This is a genomic window from Microbacterium sp. bgisy189 (assembly GCF_057707225.1).
Genome location: NZ_JBYIPT010000012.1, coordinates 20,486 through 41,054, shown reverse-complemented (window position 1 = coordinate 41,054; position 20,569 = coordinate 20,486). Strand labels below are relative to the sequence as shown.

Sequence of the window (20,569 nt, the reverse complement as noted above, 5' to 3'; positions counted from 1 at the left end):
TTCGCGGACATCGCGGATTCTCCGCGTGCCCTGACGCACTCGTGATGTCCCCTACGCCAGAGTGAGCCCGAGGAGATCGAGACGGTGGACTGGAAACGGGTATTGCGCCACATCGCGGCGCGCATGAGCGCAATACCTCCGCTACACCCGCGCTTGACACGGGTGATAGGATCAAGCCCGATTGGCGTTCTGCCGCAGGCACGGTTGTCGAATCGAGCTTGACCCCCTCCCCCTGGGAAATATTTCCAGCAGCAACCCTCGCGCAGGTATGGCGCAATATCGCGGCGCATATCGGCGGCATACTGCGGCGCATACTCCCTGCAACACCCCGGAGCTCGCCGGGGTGAGGTCAGTCGTCGGTGGCGTCGGGCGGGGTCTGCGCCTGCCGCCGGCGCTCCCATTCGCCGCGGAGCCACTCGCCTTGACGTTGCGCTGCGGCACGACTGATGCCCCGTGCCTTGGCCGGCGCCGGCGGGAACGGGACGCCTTCGTTGTAGAGCTGCTCGAGATGGCTCGCTTCGCGCTCGAAGGCGACCTCGACGAGACCGGCCAACGCTGGGGCGCCCTCCGGCTTATCCTTCGTCGCCCACCACGCAGCCTTGAGCCGCGCATGCAGGGCAACCGGCAGGTAGTAGGTCTGGTGGCGGTACCCGGAAGCCCCCTTGGGGTTGACCCCCTGGGCGCGGGTGGGCGCGGCTTGGAACGGGACGCCCTCGTTGTAGAGCTGCTCGAGACGGTCGGCCTCGTGGCCGATCGCGACCTCGACGAGACCGGCCAACGCCGGCGCGCCCTCCGGTTCGTCTCTCGTCGCCCACCACGCAGCCTTGAGCCGCGAGTGCAGGGCAACCGGGAGGAAGTACGCGATTGAGCGGTAGCCGGTGGCCGAGACTGACCCTGCGGGTCGGTCGGCGTCGCCAGTGGCGCTGACATCTGTTGAGGGCACGAGTCACCGTCTGAATGGGGGAGGCTTCGGCCCCGTTTCGGGCCGGGGCTGATCCCCACACTACAGGCCGGTTTCCAGGTCGTCAGTAGGGCGCAAACCGTGATATCGCGCGGGTTTCCAGGGGGCTAGAGGCGCCGGCAGGTGCCGTCTGTGGGGCAGATCTCGATGCCGTAGAGGCGGAGGAACTCTTCGGGGTCCACGAAGCCGGCGTACTGGGCGGGAGCACCCAGAGCAGGTGCTTCCCGCAGCGCGGCGACGGCCGCGTTGGTCGTCCCGTTCTTGTTGATGCGCAAGTCCAGGTGGCATCCTCCGCTGGGCGGCACGTTCCCGACCGCACCGATCTGCTGGCCGGCAGTGACGGTGTCCCCGACGTCGACGAGGCGCTCGCTCTTGTACATGTGCAGGTAGGAGACCACGAACCCATCGGGGTGTTTGATTGACAGCCACAGCGAGCTGCTGAGGGTCACCGTGCCAGGCAGGATCGCGTAGACGGGGTCGCCGCACGGGTTCGGCCAGTGCTGCAGGTCGATCGCAACATGCCACGAGGAGGCGCCAGGGACCGAGATGTCGCGGGGACCGTAGCCGGACGTCATCTGGTAGCCCGGAGAGAGCGGGAATGCGGCCTGCCCGACGACGGTGCTGCTGTCGCAGCTGACCGACCCGCCGACCGCGGTGATGATCTGCTGAGCGGCGGGCTCCCACTTGTCGTAGGCGGTCGGGTACGCGGAGACCTGCACGGTCTGCGCAGCCTCTCCCAGCCCCATCTCCTCCCAGCCGGGGATGTCGAGCAGTCCTCGAGGAGATCCGCCGTTGGGGCCCTCCTCGCCGCCGAAGAACGCCTTGGCGGCGTAGACGGGGTCCATGAGATCCTCGACGGTGCCCCAGCCCGACACGCGCTGCTGGAAGTAGTTGACCGAGTCGTGGTCGCTGCCAACCGCGTCGTGGGGGTAGTCGAGAGATTCGGGCACCGAGGAGTTGGCATACATTTTCAGGCCGGACTCCTGCAGCGCGGTCATGATCGCGATCTGCTGTCCTCGCGCGGACACACCCAGGGATCGAGCGACCGCGAGGATGGTGGCCGCGTGGCTGAGCTCGGTCGCACCGAGGGTGCGGGTCGATCCTCCGGTGGTCTGGACCTCGAGCTTGTCGGTTGTCAGCGAACCCGCTGTGCACTGCGACGACCCGCCGCCGGAGGCGCCGGCGATCGCCATCATCAGGAACATCGTGTAGCCGGCGAAGATCACCACCGGCACCAGCACGAGCGCGATCACCCAGAGGATGACCTTGCGCGAGCCGCCTCCGTCCCCGTCGTCTCCACCGCTGGCGGCGCCTGCGACGTCAGCGGTGCGCTCGAGCACTCCCGATGCGGACATGCGGACTACTTCTGCGCGATCGCGAGCCGGGCACGCATCTCACCGCTGCGCGGGGATCGAGGGGCGCGCGGTGGCAGCGACGTGATGTCGACGACCCCGGAGGAGGAGGGGCGCCGTTCGATGTGCCCCATGCCCGAAGAGTCCACGACGATGCGGCGCGGGCCGTCCGGGGTGCGCGTCGACGTCGGCGCCGGGTCGACGACCATCGGAACCACCTTCGGGTCACCGGCAGCTCGTGGCGTGCTGCTACCGGCGGACGCGGCCGCGGAGACCGCCTTGGATGCCCCCTTGGTCGCCACCCGGCCACCGACCTCGAGCGCCGCGGCGCCGGCGGCGCCGGCAAGACCGCCAGCTGCGGCGCCCTTACCGATTCGCGCGGCCGTGAACACCAGATCCGCCGTCTTCGATGCCTTGGCGGCGGCACCCGCCGCTGATCCGCCCCCAGGGCCCTTCTGCGGCGACGGGAGCGCCGGACGGCCCGACGAGCCGCCGGATGGCGAAGAGGGCGGCATAGGCGTCGCGGGCGGGCGTGTGGCGGTCATTGTGCCGATGTCCTGCGCGGCCGCAGCGCCGAAGTTGATGGAGCGCGCGTCGACCGTGTTGTCAGGGCGGCGCAGAGCCGCGGCCGCGATCGTCGACACGGCGCCCATCGCCGCGACGGTCTTGACCCCGTCGCGCTGCGTCGGGCCACCCTTGCCGATGCCGTACCGCGAGAGCTGCTCGGCGATCGACTGGCCTGTCTTCTTCGCGATCCGGCGCGCCCGGATGATCAGGAACAGCAGCACGATCATCACCAGCGTTGCGAAGGTCATCTGCGCGACGAGCGGGATCCCCAGGCTGCTGAGCCCGGTGATTGCTGCGACGGTCAGCTTGAGAACGGCAGCCATGACGACCGCCATGAAGACGATCGCGACCAGGCCCATGAAGGTGTCGGCGAGGGACTTCCAAAGCGGGTATCGGTTGACCGGGAGGATCCCGATGTAGACGTTCCACATGGTCTTGATCGCGGAGATCAGGAAGCCGAGCACCGTGACCAGGAACAGCACGGCGAATGCCATCGGGAGGATGAACAGGGTCAACGCGCCGGGGGTCATCGTGACAGCCGTGAGCACCTGGCCGAAGTTGGGGTTCTGGTTGAACGTCTTCGCTTCCTCGTCGCAGCCGCCGACCGCGTCGCGGACCTCGTTGCCGCCGGTCTGGATAGGCGCCGAGCTGGTCATCGTGTCGGTGAAGGTCGTGGCGCACTGCCCCTCGAGGGCGTGGCCGAACGCGATCGTCTGCGCAGGGATCTTCACGAAGATGTCGACCAGCTGCGATGTGACCGCAGCGGACAGCAGGTTCTCGGAGTCGAGCTCCGTGCTGTTGATGTCGTCGGTGACGACGACGGCGGCGATCTGACCGCCGTACTCCTGGGCGGTGTCGAAGGCGCCGCCGGCGGCGGTGAGCGAGGCGATCGGGTTGGCGAGCAGCCCGGTTGCCAGCACTGCGCAGCACGCCGAGATGAACAGCTCCGCCCACCCGGTGGAGTGCCGGCCGAGCATGATCGCCAGGCCTGCGACTCCGCCGGCGATCGTCAGCGCGAACGGGATCCACGCGATCTCGCCGAGGAAGTCCTGCAGGAGGTCGGCCAGCGCACCGAACGGTGCCGCGACGATGTCGACCCACTCGAAGGAGAGCAGCCAGTCGCAGAACCAGATCATCCACGACACCAGACCCAGATGCCCGGTCCAGATCGGGTCGATCCACATGGAGATGAAGAACTTCCCCATCGTGAACACGTCGCCGCGGTCAAGCGGGAGCACCGTGTAGTTGGTCAGGGGGACGCCGTCGCTGTCGGTGATGTCGCCGCCGAGCATGAACGGGGACGAGCCGCCACCGTCAGCGGCGAAGGCCCAGTACGTGTTGCCGAACAGGACCAGGAACAGGTCGATCAGGATCACGGCGAAGACCTTGCTACACCGGGGGTGATCATGCACCCAGAACCGGATCCGCCAGAACGCGCCGCCCAGGGTCTCGAAGGTGTGCCGGTAGAACCCGATCATGGCGTCACCAGAGACGGAGTCGACAGCACCGCTTCGCGTCGGTCGGGGCGCTCGGGGAGCGTCTTGCGGAACTTTCCGATCCGGCCGCGCTGGTCACGGACCAGGCCCTCACCGCGCCGCTCAGGGGCGACCTTGCCGTCCGGGCCGAGCGGCGACAGATCCTCGGTGACCACCTGGACCATCGCCGGGTCTGCAGGCTCGCCGGTCAACCACTCGATCGCGCGGCGCGCCAGATCCTTGTCGGTCTGACGCATCACGTAGCGGGTCTTGAGCAGGCCGCGCGTCTGGGTCTCACCGAAGTCGGCGGGATCGTGGGAGCCAAGGGCGAAGAACGCGCGGTGCTTGCGGCCATCGCGGATGCCGATGCGCAGGTCGCGCTCACCCTCGGGTGACTGGGTGATGTGGTGGCATTCGTCGAAGTAGGCGCCGGCGAGCTCGCCGGGGTTCATGAAGCAGACCTCGCGGGAGATCCCCATGAGCATCGCGTACATCGCGCGGCCGTAGATCTTTTCCAGGGGCATCTCCTCGAACAGGTGCGCGTGCTCGAGCTCGGTCTTGTCCGGCAGCGACAGCCCATGGGTGAGGAAGACCAGGGCACGCGATTTCAGGTCGACAGCGGTCAGCCCGTCGTTGAAGAGGACCTCGCCGATGTCCTTCGACGCGACCAGGTTGATCAGGCCCGACAGCTCATCGCTCTCCGCGGAGGAGATCGTCTTGAGATGTGCCCGCAGGCGACCGAGGCTGGTGATGTCGTGCGCGGCGACGTACTCCGGCTCGAGGAGGCGGGACAGGGCAACGCCTCGGGAGTCGCGAGCCCGGATGCCGAGCATCACCGCGAAGAGCGACTGCACCATGCGTGCGCCGACGAGAGGGCCGAACACCCGCAGCGGGTCCAGCGAGTACTCCGGGGTCATCAGGTCGACGATCGTCGTGGTGTCCGGCCGGAGGCTCTGCGCGAAGACCGCGTACTCCTTGGCCTCTGTGCGGTCGATCGCGACGACGCGGCCGTTGCGGTCGACCGTGTCGCCCATGTCTCCCTTGAGCAGCACACTCTTGCCGGCGCCGAGCTCGGCGACCACGCCGAAGCTGGCGCTGGTGTCGGCCTGGATACTGCCGTCCGCGTCGCGGAGGATCGGGGTGTGGCGTGCGGTGCTGATGTTCTCGCCGAAGCGGGCGCCCTTCTCGTCTCCGAGCTCGTTGCTGGAAAGCGGCACTCCGGTCGCGAACTCCCGGCCGGTCGTGATCTGGGTGAGCTCACGGACGATGCGCCCGGTGGGCGTGCCGGGGATCATCGCCCACCAAAGCTCCTCCTGACCGCCCAGGGGCGCCTCGAGGAGGAAGTCGGCGCGCTTGTACTCGTCTGCCACGAATCGGCCCTTGGCCTTCGCGAGATCGGCGGTATCTGCCCCCACAGCGAACAGCACCGTCGCCTGAACCTCGACCTCCTTGTCGGAGCGGTTGAGGGAGGCGTGGTACGCGGCCAGCGTCTCTGCGATCTCGCCGAGGTCGGATCCGCCGCCGGTGATCGTCGCGGTGCCCTCCTGATGCTTGTACTGCTCCTCGATGGCGGTTTCGGCCTTCTTGTTGCGACGCTTGACCTCGTCGGCGCCGGTGACGGTGAAACGGATCCCCCAGTCGACGTCGAGGGGGAACTGGTCGACGTGTGAGATCCACTCGACGCCGGGCGAGACCCAGCCGGCCTTGGGCGCGGCGACCATGGCCTGCACCACCTGGTAGGACGACGTCTCGTCCGCGTAGGGGCTGTGCACCTTGAGGTAGCGGCGCTTGAACGGGAGGAACTGCTGCCCGGACTTGGGGGCGATGTCACTCTGCCCGCCCTCGTCGAGCCAAGGGTTTGGCATCGCGGAGGGCATCTGGAAGTGCGCGAGCTCGTCGGCGCCGAATCCGTCCTCCGTACCCTCGGCAGGCGGGACAGGGGCGGCGAGGTCTGCGGAGAGGCCGCGCTGCTGCGAGTGAAGGGCGATCCAGATCTGCTCGGCGGGCGTTGCGCGGGTCGGCTGGAACGCGGCGGGGATGCGGACCTCGATCTCCTTGGCCATCCGCGCAGCAGCGGCGATCTCGGAGTCGGTAGGCAGCTGACGGGGAAGAGCCAGCGTGTCACGCAGCTTGGTGTCGGCGGCGCGCAGTGCCGACATCGCGCGCGCCTTCATCGAACCGGCCGCGAGCGGGACCGAGAACCAGAACGCGCGCGTTCCGAGCGGGATCTGCTCGAGCGCGTCCAGGGTCAGCTCGACCTCGCGCGCCCAGTCGGGGCACTCGTCGATGCGAACCCCATCCAGCATCCGCTCCACGATCGACACCGGGTCCAGGTCAGCGCACAGCCCCAGCAGCAGCCCCTCGCCCCGGTGGGCCTGGAAAAGCGCCTGGTGGTGCGCCTTGACGAGCTGCTTTGCGGCCGCGGTGGCGTAGGCATACGGGAGCGGCTGCAGCCGCCACGTCGCCCAGACCACGCCCGAGCGGGTCCACATCAGGTTGCTCGTCATCGCTGTTGCCGGAATCTGCATCGTCGTCTCGTTTCTCAGTCGGTCGGCGTGGCCAGCAGCAGATCGCGACCGCCGCTGAGGGGGACCGTGATCGGCGTGCCGCCGAGGATGGGGAGGAGGGATGAGTAGCTCATGGTCAGTTGCCTCCTCGGGCTTGCTGCAGCAGGCGCTCGACGCCGCTGACCGCGTGTGCGGGTGCGTGCGCCGGCAGCGGCGTCGAGCGCGGCTGCAGGACCGGCTGCGCCACGACGGGCGCTTCCGGTGCGGGTGCGGTGTTCTCGCTATCCGGGCGGGCGAGCGTGGCTCCGACCGGCTCGGCGATCGTTGTTCCGCCGCCTGCGAAGTGGGGCGGGCGAACCCGCATGGTCACTCCGCGGTAGCGGCCGGCTGCGGGGCGGGTCATCGCGGACATGCCGCTAGTGATGATGCTCAGCAGGTTCCGGCGTGTGGCCGGGATCCTTCCGGCTCCCCACGCTGCTCCCCAGGACACGAAGGCAGCGACGGGAATGTCGACGATCGGAGAGCCAGTCCCCCACACGCTCTGCGTCATCAGCGCGACGACCAGGACGATCGCCAGGACGACGCCCTGCGTCAGCGTGTAGGGGCCCCCAGGGATCTTCGTGCCGTCGTGGAGACGGCCGATGAACTTTGGGAACCGGCGGCTGCGCGTGTAGAAGCGCGCAACCTCTCTCTCTTCGTCGCGATCGGCCACGTTCGCCCCTTACGCGACCAGCCGGTAGACCGTGTCGCCGGCCGCGGTGGTGGTCTCGTTGAGCACCAGGACGTCCGCCGGAGCTGCGATCTGGTGGATCGTCACTCCGATGGCGTCGACGGTCTCGGTCTGGATGAGGCCCATGACCCACTCGCCACCGCCGGCGGCGAGGAACATGGCCAGGCCGCACGCGATGCCGGTGATGATGGTCGTCGCCATGGCGAACCGCACCTTGGCGGCGACGACGAAGAAGATCACTGCTGCTGCGAGAAACACGACCGCCCGGAAAGCAGTCGTCGCATCAGCGGTGATCCCGTTGATCCAATCGAACATGGTTGGTGTTCCTTCCTTAGTTGCCGTTACCGGACGGTGTCGGCGTGGGGGTTGTCGATCCCTTGTCGGAGACCGCTTGCGGTGCAAGATCAATGGCGCTGACCTCCCAGCGGGAGGCACGCGCGGTGAGGGTGAGCGTGTACGTCGAGGTCACTTGCTGGTCCAGCGGGCTCAGCAGTGAGACGGTCGCGAGCACCTTGAGGGTGTCGCCATCGCTCGGGGACTCCGTGGGCGTCAGGTCCGACCGCAGCTCCTCGACGTTGACCATCACGTAGGGGGCGGGCGAGATCGCCACGAAGGATGTGTCCGGGGCGCTGTATCGGGACAGGTCGCCCGAGCCGGCAAGGTACGCGCCGAGGAACGCCGACACCGTCTCCGCAGACGGGTCAGAGGATCCGATGGTCTGCTTGTAGACCAGCGACGTTGTCTCGCCCTGGACGGGAGCGGAGATCTGGGCCGGGAGACCGACTGCCCGCACCGTGTCTCCGTTGACCGCGATCGCCACCTGGAAGTAGCGGCGCGGCCAGCTCGTCGTGCTGGTGTCGTCGGAGTCCGTCACCGACAGCTCCTTGATGTTCGCCGCGACGACGACGTTGACGAAGTCCGAGCCGTCGACGGGTGTGATGGAGACCACGGACAGGTCGCGGTACTCCCAGGCCGTGACCGACAGCTGCCGCAGCGCCGCCAGGTCGACGTAGGTAGCCAGGTCACCCGGCGCGTCCTTCGTCGCGCTCAGCCACGAGGAGACGAATCCCTCCGCGTAACCGCCGGCAGCCTGCTGCTGCGTGCTCAGCCCCGCTGCCTGCGCCTCGGGCGCTGCGGCGACGACGGGCGCCGGACGTGCGGCCGCGGCGAAGAGCGCGATGGGCCCACACGCGATCGCGGCGAACAGGAGTGCGGACAGCACCTTGCCGCCCAGCTGCCGACCATGGGTCCAGCTGCTCCCCTGTGCCGGGACGGTCTTCGTCTCCTTGGCTGGCTTCGACGTCTTCTCGCGGCGCGCCATTATGCAGCTCCTCCCACTCGCAGCTGCGCCACCCGCAGAGCTGCCGGCACCGCTGCCGAGAGCTCCTCAACCGCCTTCACCACGCGGCCATGCGTGGAGGGGTCGAAGGGTGCGTCGAGGGTGCTCGCCACCGCTTCCTCGAACCCCTGGCGCGCACGGATCGCGCGTGCAGCGTCGGGCTTGAATCCTTCCCACATGGCGTCGTCGGCGCTGTCTGCGGTGCTGCTCTCGCTCACGTTTCTGTCCCTTCCGCGGAGTCCTGATGCCTCCCGACCAACGGGGGCATATCTGTATAGGCCGGGTTTTCGGCCCTTCGCGGACATCGCGGATCGAAGAAATCTTGCGTGGATATTGCGCCCATGCAGCGAGACATGGAAACCACCCCTGAACGGGCATTTACAGCATCGGATCGCGACTCAGACCCACCGAAGCCAGCATCCGCCGGTCGGGCACTCTCCTGCCCGCCCGGAACTTTCCAGGATCTGAACCAGGGGTGCTGAGGAACGTGGCCCTTCGTCAACCGACGTCACGACGAAGGGCCATTTCTCATGACTGCTTGGGCGAAGACATCACCTCTTGCCGACCAGCTGTTCGACGAGTGGAACAGCTTCCACTCCCACACCACTCACCACTTCGGAACGCTCGGCGAGCTGACCGGCGATGAGGCCGTGAACCTCATCCGGCAGCCGCAAGCTCCCGAACAGCGCGACGCGCTCTTGCTCGAGCTGCTCACCCTCGAGCACGCCGGCGATACCTTCGCCGGCCGCGTCCTGCTCAAGTCGTTCATGCCGCTCGCGCTGCGGCTGCCGAGCAGCTGCAGCAGCATGCGCAGCCTGTGGCAGCACTCCCCCGCCGACGCCCGCACTGCGACGATCGGCGTGCTCTGGGAGGTCATTCACACCTACCCGCTCGAGCGCGTCCACTCCGTCTCCGGAAACATCCGTCTCGAGACGATCAAGAACCTCGGAGTCTGGTTCGGCAGCGAGCACAGCGTCGACGCGATGCCGATCGAGGACGAGCTGCTCGAGAAGATCGCAGGCCCCGACGAGAGCGACGACGTCTTCCGGGATCTGGTGACGATCCTCACCTGGGCGATCGACTCCGGCACCCTCCGCCGCGACGAGGTCCAGCTGCTTGCACGCATCGAGCTCGCAGAGGGTGACCCCGGTGTGGCGCGTGAGGAAGCAGCGGCCGAGCTCGGCGTCAGCCGGGAGACGCTCAACCGCCGAGTGTGCCGAATCCGCACCAAGCTCATGCAGGCCGTCAGTGGCGACATGGAGGCCAAGGTCTCCTACGCCCCGCGCCGCAGCTGAGCCAACCCGCCATCCAGGGGCAAGCGCAGTCGACGAGTCGAGCGCGCCCCACAGGCCGGAGCACACTAACCGCTCCGCCCCCCCCAGACAGACAGGGCCTCTGGATGGCCCCCAGGGGCCCTGTCTTCCCCTCCGCCTCACTCGGAGCCCTCCTCATGGCCGAAATCGCCTCAGCAGGCCGCACAGGCCCGCTTACGCCCGCATCCATCGTTTGGATGCCCCGCCACGACTCCCCTACCAGCCCTCGCGACACGCGCACTCCACCATCGCCAGCGCGGCGCCACACACGCGCTACCCCGCCGCGATGCTCTGCGCTGTACCCACGCAGCAACGTCGCGATAGCCTCCCGCCACTCCCCCGCCAGATCACCGCATCACTCGCGCGATACGCTGAGCAACCCCCGCGCCACACCCGCGCTAGTCATCCGCAATAACACTCGCAATACTCGCGCTAGCTCATCGCCCTACCCGCGCATGATGTTGCGCTCTAACATGCGCACTACTAGCGCGAGTCGGTCGCCTGTACTGCTCTTTGATTGCGCATTGCTTGTGCCTGTACGTCGCGACTTTGGCGCGTTACATGTCGCAGATAGAGCGCAAGTACACGCGCACTGCATGCGCCGTCATTGCTCCAATACAGCGCGTCTAGTGCACGGCGCTAGCGCGGTTGCATCGCAACCTCTAGCGCATGCGCCGCGCACGACACGCGCGATTGTTGTTGCATATAGGCGTGAATGTGACGCTATACTGACGCCCATGAACCCGCCACAGTTGCCCCATACCCGCGCCACACATCCGCACATCGCGCGCTCGACTGGCGCGACCGCTGTCAACACCCTCGTCCGTGGAGGCCGATCGTGAGAATCATCGGCGTCTGCAACCAGAAGGGCGGGGTGGGCAAGACCACCACCGTCATGAACCTCGCGGCCGCGCTGTCCCGCGCCAACAATGTGCTCGTGGTCGACGTCGACCCGCAGCAGTCCGCAGCACGCTGGGCCGAGCGAGCGGGGGATGACCTTCCGTTCGACTTCGCAGCCGACGTCGATCCCAACAACATCATGGGATTGCGTGACCTCGACGGCTACGACATCGTCCTCGTCGACACGCCTGGCAGCCATGAGAACACCGGCGTCCTCACCGCAGTCCTGCAGGTCGCCGACTTCATCGTCCTGCCGCTGGAAGCCGCCACCATGGCGATCGAATCGGTCGCGGACACCTTGGTCGAGCACATCATCCCGACCGGGGTGCCCTACCGACTCCTGCTGAACAAGATCGACACCCGCCGCGGCGGTCGGCGACTCGAGGACTGGGAAGAGCAGCTCGACACCGTCGAGTTCATCGAGGGGCAGATCGGACTCCCGCGTTTCCAGCGTCACATTCGTCTGTCCGCGAGCGTCGAGGACGCTCCCTTCGACGGCAAGGTCGTCACGCAGTACACCGATTCCCGCAAGAACCAAGCAGCGATCTCCGACTACACCAGTGTCGCGTTGGAGCTCACGTCGCTGTGGGCCAACCAGATGAAGGAGGCCTGACATGGCTCGTCAGGATCTCGGAAAACTCACCCGCCGCACCGCGCCGACGCCGGCTCCCGCAGAACCCGTGGAGCCCCCCGTCGACCAGGCTCCGCCCCCGGAGCCCGCCCCTGCAGCGGCGGTCGAACCCGCGGCCGCTCCTGCGAAGAAGCAGGCGCCGCGCAAGCAGCCGACTCGCACGACCCGCACGGAGGACGAAGACGGGGGAGAGAGGGAGGAGCGGGAGACCGCGACCAAGGGCGTCCCCGTCCACCTTCCGGTCCCACTGAACGACCGCCTGCAGGCGTACATGGCCAAGACGCGCAAGAGCCACCAGACGGTCCTCCTGGACGCCGTCTCGGCTACCTATAAGCGTCTTCCTGAACTGATCCGCCAAGCCACCGCCGGCGGAGAAGAGACTGACGAGGACTGGACGGATCTGTTCAACAGGCAGAAGCGTCCCGCCCCCGTCTCCGACGCGGGGCCCCGCGTCAAGCACACCGTGCGCGTTGCCCCGTCGTACCGCGCGATCCTCGATCGCGTCACCGCTGAACTCGATGCTCCCTCCCGGAACTTCGTCATCATCACCGCCTACGAGGCATTCCTTCCGCCTCTCGACTAGACGGTGCGGTGTCCAGCTACAGCAGAAGACCAGCTGTCGCTACAGCGGTATATGAGACACTCACCGAACTGCTTAGACACCTACCCCACATCCGCCCCACGATGAAGGATTGACCTCCAATGACCACCACCACTGACCGCAAGAGCAAGCGCACGAAAGAGACCACCGAGCCGGGCGAGCAGAAGCAAGGACTCACTCCTGCAGTCCTGCAGCCGACGAAGTCTCGCCGGCGCCCCGCGATCATCGCCCTCGGCATCGCGCTTGTCCTCCTCGGCGGAATCGGCGTGTGGTGGGTCACCACGAACCTCACCCGCACCGTCAGCGTCATGGCGACCAGCGTCGACGTCTCGCGCGGGGAGACGATCACCACGGACGACCTCACGACCATCCAGCTCGCCGGCGGGCAGCAGGTCGACGCGGTCTCCGCCGCGGATGCCGCCGACCTCGTCGGAACCACCGCGCTGGTCGACCTGCCCGCCGGCACCCTCATCACGTCGGCCAACACCGGCGACACCCTCGCGGTGCCGGCCGGCTCCTCGATCGTGGGCGTCACGCTCACCCAGGCACAGATGCCCGGCTACCAGCTCGCAGCAGGCGACAAGGTCCGTGTCGTCGAGACCCCCGTCACTCAGGGCGACCCGCCCGTCGAGACCCCCAAGAGCTTCAACGCCACGGTGTTCACCGCCACCTACGACACTGAGACCCAGGTGTGGGTTGTCGACCTGGTCGTGCCGAACCGTGAAGCACCCGACATCGCCGCTCGTGCCGCCACCGGCCGCGTCGCGCTGGTCATCGACTCGACGGGGGAGTGACCCCGCATGGCGATCATCTTCCTTGCCAGCGCGTCCGGCGCTCCCGGCGTGACCACCGCCGCCGGCGCCCTGGCCCTCAACTGGTCCAAGCCCGTGATCCTCGTCGAGGCCGACACCACCAAGACCAGCAGCATCATCCCCGGACTCATCCGCGGGCAGGTCTACCACAGCACCGGACTGACCGAAGCGGCCGTCGCCGACCAGTACGGCGCTCTGACCCCTGACAAGCTCTGGGAACAGACCGTCGAGCTCAGCCCCCGCTCAGTGCTCATCCCCGGCTTCAAGAGTCTGCAGGGCGCCGCCGGCGCGGGCCCCCACTTCTGGCGGGCACTGCTCGACGCGCTGCGCCCCTACGAGTCCGCCGGGTACGACATCCTCGTCGACGGCGGGCGCCTCCACGTCAACGACCCTCGACTCCCGCTGCTGCGCGAGGCGGACAGCATCACCCTGTTCACCGATCGCACGCTGCCCTCCGTGGCAGCCGTGCTCGCACACTGGCGCTCCCTCGACGAGAACCGCAACACCGTCCCCGAGTGGCTGCTGAACACGCTCAACGAGATCGGGCACGCCAGCTACGTCGATCTCCTCGTCACCGAACGCCCCACCACGCAGGAGACCTGGCCTCTCAAGACCGTCACCAAGCAGATCGGCATGAACCTGCTGGGCACCATCCCCTGGGATCCGAAGGGCGCCGCCATCTACTCGGTCGGCGCACCCACCCTCGGCGCCCAGCGCACCCCCTACGCGCGGGCCATCGGCGCGCTGCTGCTCAGCTACAGCGATGTCCTCAACACCCGCACTTACACGACCACCGACTGGGAGGGACAGCAGTGAGCGACCCCACGCCCGACCCCGCAGACCTGGGAAACATCCCGTTCTTCACCGCGCCGGCACCGGCCACCCCGCAGGCGCCGACGACCGCACCGGCCGACACGGGCCTGCGCAACCTGGGCCACGCCGCCGCGCACCTGACCCGCGCGGCACAGCGGAACGCCCCGGCCGAGGCAGTCCCCACGGCACCCGCAGCTCCGATCGTGCCGGCACCGCCCACCATCCCCGAGCGGCCGGCACCCGAGGTCACCCCGCCAACCACCCTCGACGCCCGCAGCGATCTGCCCTGGGCCGACATCGCCGCCATTCGCGACGAGGTCTCCCGTGAGCTCGCCGCAGTGTTCAGCGAGTCCATGGACATCACCGCCGAGCAGCGCGAACAGACAGCGCAGGACCACATCGTTGACCGGGTCCGAGCTCGCGTCGACGACCAGACCCGCCGCCCCGGCGAGGGGCGCTGGCCGGCCCCGATGCAGACCGCCATCCGGCAGGCCGTCTTCGACCAGCTGTTCCGCCTGGGTCGGCTGCAGCCGCTCGTCGACGAGCCCGACGTTGAGAACATCCACATCAACGGGTTCGACGACGTCTGGATCTCCTACGCGGACGGCCGCGTGGTCAAGTACCAGTACCCGATCGCCGAGAACGACCGTGAGCTCGAGCGAGAGATCAACCTGCTCGCCGCCCGCTCGGGGGAGGGCGGCCGATCGTTCACGAGCGCCCGGCCGCGACTGCACATGGACCTGCCCGGCGGGGCGCGTCTGGCAGCGATCGCCGAACCCGTCGCCACCCGACCGACGATCGTCATCCGTATCCACCGCCTCGTCGACGTCACCCTCGACCAGCTCGTGGAGCGCGGCACCATCACCCGCCAGGCGGCAGCCTTCCTCCGCGCGGCCGTCATCGCCGGGGTCTCCGTCGTCACCAGCGGCTTCCCCGGCGCAGGCAAGACCACACTGCTGCGCGCACTCGCCGACTGCATCCCGGCCGAAGAGAAGATCGTCACGATCGAGATGGAGCGTGAGCTCTACCTTCACAAGATCAACGACCGCCACCCGCGAGTGGTCTCACTCGAGGCGAAGCCGGGGGAGGGGGAGCGTGGCGCCGATGGTCGGCTGCCCGGTGAGATCACCCCCGAAGACCTGGTCTACGACACCCTCCGACTGGACACCCAGCGCTTCATCGTCGGCGAGGTCCGTGGCCCTGAGATCTACGCCATGATGCAGGCCATGCAGTCCGGTGTCGGGTCGCTGTCCACCCTGCACGCCGCCAGCGCAGACGACTCGATCGACCGCATGTCGGCGCTGATGCTGTCCCGCGGCAACAACACGACCCCCGTGTACGCCTACCGGATGATCGAGCAGAACATCAAGATCGTGGTGCAGATCTCGAAGATCATCGACCCCGCGACCGGCAAGCCCCGCCGCGTCGTCACCGAGATCGCCGAGATCCTGCCCGGCGAGGAGCAGAACAACTCCCGCCCCGTGGCCTCTCAGGTGTTCCGCTTCGACCGATCCAGCGGCAGCCTCATCACCGCTGACATGCCATCGCCGCGGCTCCTCGAGGAGCTCAAGTTCTACGGCTTCGACCCCGCGAACCTGGGAGTGTGAGATGACTACCGCAACCCTCGCCCTGTGCATCATCGTCGCGGTCGCCGGCGCGATCCTGGTCATCCTCGGCGCCGCCCACAAGCCCAGCACCAGCGGACTTCCCACGCGCAGCGCGCTTCGCGGGAAGGCGACACGCGACTTCACCCGCACGCAGCAGATCCAGCTCGTCGGCGGCGCCGCGGTCGGTCTGGTGTTCGCGCTGATCACCGGATGGTGGCTGCTCGTGATCGCCGTGCCCGTCGCCGCTGTCGGCCTGCCATGGCTGCTGCAGAAGGGCCCCGAGGAGAACACGATCGCCAAGCTCGACGCCCTCGAGTCCTGGACCCGCAGCCTCGCCGGCCTCACCGTCTCCGGCGCCGGCCTCGAACGCACCATCGCCGCATCGCTGAGCAGCTGCCCCGAAGCGATCCGCCCGCAGGTCACGCAGCTCGTCGCGCGCATCAACGCCCGGTGGACCACCACCGCGGCGCTGCAGGCGTTTGCCGACGACCTCAACGATGAGACCGCGGACGTGCTCGTGATGCACCTTCTCCGCAAGGCCGAGCTCCGCGGATCCGGCCTCGCCGCCTCGCTCGAGGATCTCGCCAAGAGCATCTTCGAGCGGGTCAAGATGCGCCGCCAGATCGAAGCCGACCGCGCCACCCCGCGCAACGAGGCACGGTTCGTCGTCTACTTCACCGTCGCGCTGCTCGTACTCCTGGTCCTCGCCCAGCAGTACTCCGCCCCCTACGGCACCCCGATCGGTCAACTCCTGTTCGCCGCATATCTCGTCAGCTACGCCCTCGTATTGCTGTGGATGCGACGCATCAGCCGCGGCGTGCCGGCACCCCGTCTGCTCGTTGCCACCGAGAAAGCTGGTGAGAAGTGAACCTCGCACTGATCGTCCTCCCTGGCCTCGTCCTGGGGCTCGGCTTCGCGCTGGTCATCGCCGCACTGGTGCCCACCCAGCCCAGCCTCTCCGCAGCGCTCGATCGGATCGGCACCACCACCGTCGCCGCCGACCCCGCCTACGCCGCCACCCTCGAGAACCGGGTGGGCTCAGCCGTCCTCCGTCGCGTCGGCGACAGCCCCTCTCTCAAGATCCCCACCCGCGATCTGCGCCTGATCGGCATGAGCGTTAACCGGTTCCTGTACCAGAAGGTGCTCTCCGCCGGCCTCGGCCTCATCGCCCCCATCGCGATCGGACTGATCTTCCAAGTCCTCGGCCTGACCGCGTTCTACATCCCCGCGCTGTTCGGCATCCCCCTCGCCATCGGCGGCTGGTACCTGCCCAACCTGCTCGTCCGCGACCAGGCCGAAGCCGCCCGCAAGGAGTTCTCCCGCTCGGTCGCCGTCTACATGGAGCTCGTCGGATCCGAACGCATCAGCGGCGCCCCTCCCGGCAAAGCCCTCGAGTCCGCCGCCCAGGTCGGACGCAACTGGGCATTCGTCCGAATCCGCCAAACCCTCACCGAAGCCCGCTACGCCGGCACCGCACCCTGGGACGCGCTCGAGCAGCTCTCCCTCGAGATCAACGTCCCCGACCTGGGTGAAATCGCCAAGGTGATCAGGCTCTCGGGGGAGCAAGGAGCGTCGGTATATGAGACACTCAGGGCACGGGGGCAGAACCTCCGGGACCGACTTCTGAATGATGAAGTGACGGAGGCGAACAAAGCGACCAACAAGATGACCATCCCGATGACCCTCACCGGCGTCCTCTTCATGCTTCTGCTCGGAACTCCCTTCGTGCTCAACGCATTCTTCTGAGACGTTGGAAGTCGATTGTCCGCGAAGGCCCCAAACCGAGGCCTATACCTAATAGACCAAGCACCACCCACCCAGAGAGAGAAAGGAACCAGGATCCTATGTCGACCCTGAGCCGAGAGTTCCTGTCCCGCATGCGCGGGCGGGCAGCTCGCTTCACCGAAGAGCCCGAACGTGGCTCCATCACCCTCGAGCAGGTCATCTGGACCGCCGGCATCGCGCTCGCCGCCGTGGCCGTCGTGGCGATCATCGTCACCGCGATCAACGCCTACGCCGGCCAGATCCCCACCGGCTGAAAGAGCCACCCGCAGATGGTCCGCACCTCCAACACCGGTCACCGGCAGCGCCTCAGAGAAGCGCTCGCCGGTGATCGGGGTGCGGCCACGCTGCAGAACACGATCATCGCCCCGGTGCTGCTGCTCGTCCTCGCGGTCTTCCTGCACCTGGGCATCATCCTCCACGCCAACAACCTCGCCCACGCCGCCGCCACCAGCGCCTACAACGCCGCCCGCGCCTACAACGCCAGCGGCACAGACGGCTCCACCGCCGGCCTCGCAGTCCTCAACCAGTCCGGCTCACCGATCAGCGGCGCATCCGTCGCGGTCGACCGCGGCGCCAACACCGTGACCGTAACCGTCACCGGCACCGCCCCCTCCTTCGTCCCCGGACTGACCACCAACATCGACGTCACCGTGACCGGCCCCACCGAAAGGTGGGTGAACTGACCATGCGCGCCATCCGAACCCTCATCGCCAAGCTCCGCGACGAACGCGGCTCCGCCGGCCTCGAGATCGCCATCCTCGCCCCGGCGCTCGCCGCGGTGCTCGTGCTGCTCGCAGCTTCCGGACGTCTCGCGCTGGCCGGCAACGCCGTCGAGTCCGCAGCGTCGGCCGCGGCCCGCGAAGCATCGCTCGCGCGCACCACGGCCCAGGCGCAGGAAGCAGCCGAAGACATGGCGCGGATCTCGATGGAACAGTCCGGCGTCAACTGCACCACACTCTCCGTCAACATCGACGCCTCCGGCCTGAGCGCCCCGATCGGCACCACCGGCCGAGTCAGCGCGACCGTCTCCTGCACCGTCGCACTCAGCGACGCCGCCATGATCGGCCTGCCCGGCACCCGCGTCCTCACAGGCACCGCCGCCTCTCCCGTCGACGCCTACAGGGAGCGGCGATGAACACCATGGTCCAGAGGCTCCGAGCCAAGTTCCGCGACGACAAGGGCGTCGCGACGATCTACTTCGTCATCATGACCGTCGCGTTCCTCGCGATCGTCGGACTCGTCGTCGACGGCGCCGGCAAGGTGCAAGCCAACCAGCAGGCCTACACCACCGCCGCCAGCGCCGCCCGCGCCGCAGCGAACGCCGTCAGCGGCCAAGCGATCAGCGACGGCACCACCGCGATCGACAGCAGCCGAGCCGTCAGCGCCGCCAACGGCTACCTCGCCGCCGCCGGCGTCGGCGGAAGCGTCGCCGTCAGCGGCGACCGCATCACCGTCACCGTAGACACCGACTACTCGGCCACCTTCCTCCCCGTGCCGTTCCCCGTCCAAGCCACAGCCACCGCAGAGCTGATCACCCAATAGGAGCCCCCACCATGAGCATCAAGCGCCTCGCCGTCGCCGGCATCATCGCCGCCGCACTGACGCTGACCGCATGCACGGGCACCGGCAACCCGACCCCCACCGGCAGCCCCACCAACACCCCGACCCCCACGCCGACTGTCGCGCCTATCACCGGCGAAGCACCCGCCGACGAGGATGAGGCGATCACCAAGGCACAGCAGACGATCACGCTCCTCCTCGATGTGTGGGAGCAGGTCGACGCCACAGGTGGAAACAGCCCCGAGCTCTTCGACATCGTCGCCACCGGCCGCATGCTGAGCCGGGTTCAGGAAGACGCTTCACGGACCGCCAACGGGCCGATCCTGAACGAGGACGGAGAGAGCATCGAAGGCCAGGCCACCGTTGAAGGTCGCATCGAGTTCGAGCCGACCACGGCCTACGGCCAGGAATACGAGGGCATCGCCAATGGCCTCGTCATCGTCCCCGGTTGCCAGGATGCCTCCGGGCGCATCACCACGACAGCTGATGGCAAGCCTGCAATGCAGAACCCGACCCCGCGCAACGAAGTTGAGTTCCACGTCATCTACGACGCCGAGACCAAGACCTGGCTCGTCAACGATCGAATCGACTTGGGGACCACATGCTGAGACGAGGAATCGCAGCGCTCGCCGCCGTTATCGCCCTCATCGCGGCCTCTCTCGTCGCCGCCCTGCCCGCGCAGGGCGCCAACGGCGTCTACTGCGATGCGGACAACAGGTGCTACCTCACGATCTCGATGCCTTCGGATCCGGCGCCGAACCCGGACAGCAACGGGTGGACCCCTGGCGCACCGACCTGCTACTACGAGAACTCGCAGTCTGGCCTTCTGCAGCTGGGCTGGACGGATGATCAGATCCGCGTTTTCGATGGCGGCACCTACCAGCGCTTCTACGCGATCATCGACTGCGGTGGCTCGACCTCGTACTGGTCGAACACCCGGCAGTGCTACGTCTTCATGAAGGACGGCGTATGGCCGGCCCGCCCGCCGGGCTACTCGCAGGAGGCCGGCTACTACGGCTGCATCATGTTCAACCCGTCGCCGGGTGGATCGCCTGGTCTGGGCACGGAGAGCAACTTCTGGAGCGAGACGGTCCCGCCTGGGCTGCGTGTGCTCACTCCGGGTGCCGCGGCTCAGCAGCTCATCTCCACGTTCGCCCTGCGCGGCATCGACATCGGCATGGCTCCCGAGGTCAACCCCGAATGGGGTCACCGTCGCGGCTACGTCGGGGTTCCGATCTGGCTCTGGGTCAACAACCCCGAACCGCTGACCTGGGGCCCCTACACGGAGACCGCGACGCTGGGTGGGCAGACGATCACGGCGACAGCTCAGGCCACGTCCGTTCGCTGGCAAATGGGCGACGGTGCGTCGACGACCTGCGGCAACACTGGCACTCCGTACAACGTCGGCTACGGCATGACGACGTCGCCGACCTGCGGTTACCAGTACACGTCGACATCGAGCCGGAACCCCGGCGATCGCTTCACGGTCACGGCCACGACGAACTGGACCGTGACGTGGACCTCTCTCGCCGGCCCTGGCGGCACCGTCAACCTGACCACCAACAGCGCAGTCGACCTCGAGGTCAACGAGCTGCAGACCGTCATCGTCCCCTGAC

Annotated in this window: 22 protein-coding genes; 14 read left to right on the top strand and 8 right to left on the bottom strand. The window is 67.8% G+C overall.

The window, feature by feature from the left end; genetic code table 11:
- Nucleotides 1–349 precede the first annotated feature (349 nt).
- The 8 genes from AC3ENX_RS13220 to AC3ENX_RS13185 all read right to left on the bottom strand — a co-directional run bounded on the left by AC3ENX_RS13220 (nucleotide 350) and on the right by AC3ENX_RS13185 (nucleotide 9,149).
- Nucleotides 350–943: a hypothetical protein gene (locus AC3ENX_RS13220; RefSeq protein ID WP_193599394.1), complete on the bottom strand. Its 594-nt coding sequence runs from the start codon at nucleotides 941–943 to the stop codon at nucleotides 350–352.
- Between the two features lie 125 nt (nucleotides 944–1,068).
- Entirely contained in the window at nucleotides 1,069–2,316 is a 1,248-nt protein-coding gene (locus AC3ENX_RS13215) for a M23 family metallopeptidase (RefSeq protein WP_251448531.1), read from the bottom strand.
- A 5-nt stretch (nucleotides 2,317–2,321) separates the two neighbouring features.
- On the bottom strand, nucleotides 2,322–4,358 hold the full coding sequence (locus AC3ENX_RS13210; protein ID WP_251448528.1) for a hypothetical protein: 2,037 nt from the start codon (nucleotides 4,356–4,358) through the stop codon (nucleotides 2,322–2,324).
- Nucleotides 4,355–6,883 (bottom strand): ATP-binding protein, encoded by a 2,529-nt coding sequence (locus tag AC3ENX_RS13205; protein ID WP_251448523.1) that lies wholly within the window; start codon nucleotides 6,881–6,883, stop codon nucleotides 4,355–4,357. Before AC3ENX_RS13205 ends, AC3ENX_RS13210 begins: the two co-directional genes overlap by 4 nt.
- A 115-nt stretch (nucleotides 6,884–6,998) precedes the next feature.
- The gene (locus AC3ENX_RS13200; protein ID WP_062635269.1) at nucleotides 6,999–7,574 is read right to left on the bottom strand and encodes a hypothetical protein; all 576 of its coding nucleotides are present in this window, start codon (nucleotides 7,572–7,574) and stop codon (nucleotides 6,999–7,001) included.
- A 9-nt stretch (nucleotides 7,575–7,583) separates the two neighbouring features.
- Entirely contained in the window at nucleotides 7,584–7,907 is a 324-nt protein-coding gene (locus AC3ENX_RS13195) for a hypothetical protein (RefSeq protein WP_062635271.1), read from the bottom strand.
- Nucleotides 7,908–7,923: 16 nt separating this feature from the next.
- Complete coding sequence (locus tag AC3ENX_RS13190) at nucleotides 7,924–8,913, bottom strand: conjugal transfer protein (protein ID WP_062635273.1); 990 nt, start codon at nucleotides 8,911–8,913, stop codon at nucleotides 7,924–7,926.
- Nucleotides 8,913–9,149, bottom strand: a complete 237-nt coding sequence (locus tag AC3ENX_RS13185) for a hypothetical protein (RefSeq protein ID WP_005052720.1) — start codon at nucleotides 9,147–9,149, stop codon at nucleotides 8,913–8,915. The genes AC3ENX_RS13190 and AC3ENX_RS13185 overlap by 1 nt, the downstream gene beginning before the upstream one ends.
- A 312-nt stretch (nucleotides 9,150–9,461) precedes the next feature.
- On the opposite strand from AC3ENX_RS13185, the gene AC3ENX_RS13180 reads away from it, so the two are divergent.
- From AC3ENX_RS13180 to AC3ENX_RS13115, 14 genes are all read left to right on the top strand, one after another.
- Nucleotides 9,462–10,226, top strand: a complete 765-nt coding sequence (locus tag AC3ENX_RS13180; RefSeq protein WP_251448520.1) for a hypothetical protein — start codon at nucleotides 9,462–9,464, stop codon at nucleotides 10,224–10,226.
- A gap of 856 nt (nucleotides 10,227–11,082) precedes the next feature.
- Nucleotides 11,083–11,757 carry a ParA family protein gene (locus tag AC3ENX_RS13175; RefSeq protein WP_062635277.1) on the top strand — a complete coding sequence of 225 codons (675 nt, stop codon included), beginning with the start codon at nucleotides 11,083–11,085 and terminating at the stop codon, nucleotides 11,755–11,757.
- Nucleotide 11,758: 1 nt separating this feature from the next.
- The gene (locus tag AC3ENX_RS13170) at nucleotides 11,759–12,358 is read left to right on the top strand and encodes a hypothetical protein (RefSeq protein ID WP_062635279.1); all 600 of its coding nucleotides are present in this window, start codon (nucleotides 11,759–11,761) and stop codon (nucleotides 12,356–12,358) included.
- A gap of 119 nt (nucleotides 12,359–12,477) precedes the next feature.
- Complete coding sequence (locus tag AC3ENX_RS13165; protein WP_062635282.1) at nucleotides 12,478–13,170, top strand: SAF domain-containing protein; 693 nt, start codon at nucleotides 12,478–12,480, stop codon at nucleotides 13,168–13,170.
- Nucleotides 13,171–13,176: 6 nt separating this feature from the next.
- The gene (locus tag AC3ENX_RS13160; RefSeq protein WP_062635289.1) at nucleotides 13,177–14,004 is read left to right on the top strand and encodes a CpaE/TadZ family protein; all 828 of its coding nucleotides are present in this window, start codon (nucleotides 13,177–13,179) and stop codon (nucleotides 14,002–14,004) included.
- Nucleotides 14,001–15,608, top strand: a complete 1,608-nt coding sequence (locus tag AC3ENX_RS13155) for a TadA family conjugal transfer-associated ATPase (RefSeq protein WP_062635291.1) — start codon at nucleotides 14,001–14,003, stop codon at nucleotides 15,606–15,608. The genes AC3ENX_RS13160 and AC3ENX_RS13155 overlap by 4 nt, the downstream gene beginning before the upstream one ends.
- Before the next feature lies 1 nt (nucleotide 15,609).
- Nucleotides 15,610–16,476 (top strand): type II secretion system F family protein, encoded by an 867-nt coding sequence (locus AC3ENX_RS13150; RefSeq protein ID WP_062635294.1) that lies wholly within the window; start codon nucleotides 15,610–15,612, stop codon nucleotides 16,474–16,476.
- The gene (locus AC3ENX_RS13145; protein WP_062635296.1) at nucleotides 16,473–17,354 is read left to right on the top strand and encodes a type II secretion system F family protein; all 882 of its coding nucleotides are present in this window, start codon (nucleotides 16,473–16,475) and stop codon (nucleotides 17,352–17,354) included. Before AC3ENX_RS13150 ends, AC3ENX_RS13145 begins: the two co-directional genes overlap by 4 nt.
- A 98-nt stretch (nucleotides 17,355–17,452) precedes the next feature.
- A complete protein-coding gene (locus AC3ENX_RS13140; protein ID WP_005052697.1) occupies nucleotides 17,453–17,647 on the top strand; it encodes a hypothetical protein in 195 nt (64 codons plus the stop codon).
- A 15-nt stretch (nucleotides 17,648–17,662) separates the two neighbouring features.
- Nucleotides 17,663–18,076, top strand: coding sequence for a TadE/TadG family type IV pilus assembly protein (locus tag AC3ENX_RS13135; protein WP_062635298.1), 414 nt, complete (start codon nucleotides 17,663–17,665; stop codon nucleotides 18,074–18,076).
- A 2-nt stretch (nucleotides 18,077–18,078) separates the two neighbouring features.
- Nucleotides 18,079–18,528 (top strand): hypothetical protein, encoded by a 450-nt coding sequence (locus AC3ENX_RS13130; protein ID WP_062635300.1) that lies wholly within the window; start codon nucleotides 18,079–18,081, stop codon nucleotides 18,526–18,528.
- Nucleotides 18,525–18,935 carry a pilus assembly protein TadG-related protein gene (locus AC3ENX_RS13125; protein ID WP_062635302.1) on the top strand — a complete coding sequence of 137 codons (411 nt, stop codon included), beginning with the start codon at nucleotides 18,525–18,527 and terminating at the stop codon, nucleotides 18,933–18,935. The genes AC3ENX_RS13130 and AC3ENX_RS13125 overlap by 4 nt, the downstream gene beginning before the upstream one ends.
- 11 nt (nucleotides 18,936–18,946) lie before the next feature.
- On the top strand, nucleotides 18,947–19,561 hold the full coding sequence (locus AC3ENX_RS13120; protein ID WP_062635304.1) for a hypothetical protein: 615 nt from the start codon (nucleotides 18,947–18,949) through the stop codon (nucleotides 19,559–19,561).
- A complete protein-coding gene (locus AC3ENX_RS13115; protein ID WP_062635306.1) occupies nucleotides 19,555–20,568 on the top strand; it encodes a hypothetical protein in 1,014 nt (337 codons plus the stop codon). The genes AC3ENX_RS13120 and AC3ENX_RS13115 overlap by 7 nt, the downstream gene beginning before the upstream one ends.
- Nucleotide 20,569 lies beyond the last annotated feature (1 nt).